The sequence below is a fragment of the Lentzea sp. genome, from assembly GCF_036380075.1.
GTDB lineage: Bacteria > Actinomycetota > Actinomycetes > Mycobacteriales > Pseudonocardiaceae > Lentzea.
Window position 1 is genome coordinate 1 of the sequence record NZ_DASVFL010000247.1, and the last position, 3,317, is coordinate 3,317.

Consider the following 3,317-nt stretch of genomic DNA (forward strand, 5'->3'; position numbering starts at 1 on the left):
CGGGGATCCTGGGTGGGAGCTTCGACGATCTGTGGACCGGTGGTGTCGGTGGTGCGTTCCAGGGGGCGGCGCACAAGAAAGCGGACGATCTGGGCGACAAGATCGACGCGAAAGTAAACGGACCCAAGGTGAACGGCGCGAAGCCCGGTGGGTTCGACAGCGCGGGTGTTGCTATCCCACCCCCTACCGCCGGCTCTGCGTCAGGACCCCAGGACTTGCACGACGGCATCCACGAGATCGTCTCTCACGAGCAGATCAACGGCACCCCTCACCCCCACGCCGTGGCGTGGAGCGAGAAGAACGGGCAGGACCGGAGTGGCGCTGACCGGAGTGGCGCCGACCGGAACGGGCAGGACCGGAGTGGTCCACCCGGGAACCCCACTGCCTCCACCGCACCGGCTGTCGGCCCCGACCGTGGCGGCGCGTCTCCCGGCACTCCTGGTAGTGGTGGTTATCCCGGCACCGCGGGAGATCCGGGTTCGGACGGCTATCCCGCGAGCCTGCGCCGCAGCGAAGTCACCGATCCAGCCCCACCCGCCTACACGAATCCGCCCGCCTCGGCCCCGCCCGCCTCGGCCCCGCCCGCCTCGGCCCCGGCCGCCTCGGCCCCGGCCGCTTCGACCCCGCCCGCCTCGACCACGCCCACGACCGCGGTGCCTGGTGTGAACCCGTCCTCCGGCGTGATCACTCCGGGTGTCACCACTCCGGGTGTCACCACTCCGGGTGTCACCGCCACGCCGGATCCGGCCATCACGCCGGGTGAGGTGACCACGCCGCAGATTCCAGCCACCGCGATCGGCCTACCGGACCTGGAAGCACCTCAAGTCACCCCGATCGCCCCCATTCTCGTCGAGGCAGTCGCACCTGAACCAGCCGCGCTCACGCCGGATCCCGCCACAGTGCAGGCGCCGGGCCCACCCGCTGCCACTCCTGGGAATTCCCAGCCCACCGCGGCACAAGCTGTCGCAACGCAACCCGTCCAGGCGCAGCCAGGGGCTGTTCAGGCGATCCTCGGCCAAAACGCCCAGATACCCTCGTCGTCTCCGCAGCAACACAGCGATCCCACCGTGCGCCCCGGCACCGAACCGGCCGCACCCCACCACACCCCCACCAGCCCGGTCACCACGACGAACGTGGGGCAGCCGGCTTCCGCGTCCACCACGACCCCTGCCGGCACGCCCGCGGCCACCGGGAACGCCGACCAGCAAGCCGCGACATCGCCCCGGCAGCCCAGCCTCGCATCCCGGCCATGGCACTCCGCCGAGTCGACCATCCGGACAGAACAGATCCCGGCCCAAAGCCTCGCACCGCTCACCGCAATCCAGCTCACCCACGACCTCGACCTTCCCGGCGTCGACACGTCAGACTCGGCACTGGCGGGCACCGATCCTGCGGCGCCGCGCTCGGACGACTCACCGCAACATCAGACGGCCGAACAACCCGGCAACCCGGCAACCCCTGCTCCGTCAGCCACAGCCTCGACACCCGACGACACCGTCACCCCGCCGCTCCCCGACGGCGCGCAGTTGCCACAGGCACCGACTCCCGCCACTTCTGCGCCCACCGCTCCTCACCCCGCCACGTCCTCGGCCTCGCCGGCGCACTGGTTCGCGCTCAGACGAACGCTCACGCAGCCCGCGGTGGGCGGACTGAGCCTGTTGACCCAGTTGCACCGCCTCGCGCGGACGTCCGACGTGCGGCTGTGGTCGGCCCAGATCGAGTTCGCACTGACCACAGCGAACAACGAAGGACGCCTGCCGGACAGCACCTACCAGCGTGCGCTGGAGGTTCTGAAGCGTTCCACGGGGTTGGAGGCCGATTCCGATTCCGAAAGCCCCATCGACTCGATCGCCGTCGGCAGGGGAGAGGACCCCGCTGAACTACCGAAGGTGAGAAACCTCGCGCGGAGACTGGGCCGCCTGGTGCGAGCAGGTGACTTCGACGGCGCGATCACGTTGCTGGACAAGCTCGACAGGAACCCGCCGGTAGTCCGTGCCGTGGAGAAGGCCTACCGGGCGCGGCACAACCGGGATCTCGGTACCGACCTGCGCGCACTGAAACCGGAGGAGAAGGATTTCGTCGATTTCGCTCTGGGCGCCACCACGGAAGAACCGGTATCGGTGGGATTGGCCACCTCCTGGCTGAACGAGATGCGCGATCTGACTTTCGAACATCCCGATTCCGGTCACCATCCCGTGCCGCATGATTATCCGGAGAGCGGGTGTTACTTTCGCGCCCACAGCATTGCCCTGGCGTTGCAACAGCGCGGAATCCGGCCCGTCAAGGTGTTCGCGGCGGGCCCCGATCTCCAGATCACCAGCAGCGACGGTGAGGGCGGCACGACCGGCCGACCGGTCGAGGTCCAGCTCGACTACCACGTGGCCGCCGCGATTCCGGTGATCGGACCCCGAGGCCCCGTGTTGTCGGTACTCGACCCGACCGTCGACGCGCAACGCCCCCTGCCGCTGGCCCAGTGGCTCACGGCCCTGAACGTCGACAGTGCCTCAGCTCGTCACCACCGCGGCTCGACCGCGGTCATCCGTGAGCGGCTGATGGAGCAGCAGGACAAGACCCCGGACGCCTGGGAGGAGGGGTATCCGGTCAACCAGCAGATCGTGGTGGTCACCGACGCGCAGACCTTCGACTACACCGAACTCGTCGAACACGCCGACACGTCGTGGGAACGCAGCGACCGCGAGTTCCGCGACAGCGCGGGCCCTATCCGATCGATCTACGCCGAGACGACGCGGCGCCGAGTGGACCGCGCACTGGCGGACCTGGTGGAGCGCACCGAAGCCCGGCTGGTTTCCGGCGTCGACATCGACATCGACGACGTCACGAGCTCGATTGCGGACACAGCCGCCCGCGAACCCATCGGAGTGCGGAACATCGTCACCCGCGAACCCGAGCCGCTGCGCCGCCTGTACGAACTGCTGCCCGACCACCGGTCGCAGATCCAGGACGCCCTGGAAACAGCGCCTTCCGACGACGAGTCCGATGCGGACTCGTCGTCGGAGGAGTCCACGTCGAATCCCGGATCCGACATGGACATCGACTCCGATGACGATGACGCCCCCGCGGGGCCCGCGCAGGACCAGGCGCGGCAGCAACCGGATGATCCCAGCCGTGACGAGGCGGGGCCTTCGGCTGACAGCGATCGCGGGCGACCGGTGCCCGATCCGGATCGGTTGGTCTACCCCGTGCCCCACGGGTATTCGCGGGTGAATCTGGCTAAAGCGGTTGCTGTGCAGCGTGGTGTGCTGCGCACGATTCCGTTGCGGCCGGAGACGATCCGGTCTGCGTTCGAGGTTCGCTGG

Annotated in this window: 2 protein-coding genes; one reads left to right on the forward strand and one right to left on the reverse strand. The window is 69.0% G+C overall.

Features of this window, described 5'->3' with window-relative positions:
- Window positions 1–538 precede the first annotated feature (538 nt).
- Complete coding sequence (locus VF330_RS27080) at window positions 539–772, reverse strand: hypothetical protein (RefSeq protein WP_330854498.1); 234 nt, start codon at window positions 770–772, stop codon at window positions 539–541.
- A 295-nt stretch (window positions 773–1,067) separates the two neighbouring features.
- On the opposite strand from VF330_RS27080, the gene VF330_RS27085 reads away from it, so the two are divergent.
- Window positions 1,068–3,317: protein-glutamine glutaminase family protein (locus tag VF330_RS27085; RefSeq protein WP_330854499.1), on the forward strand; the 2,250-nt coding region annotated here is incomplete at its 3' end.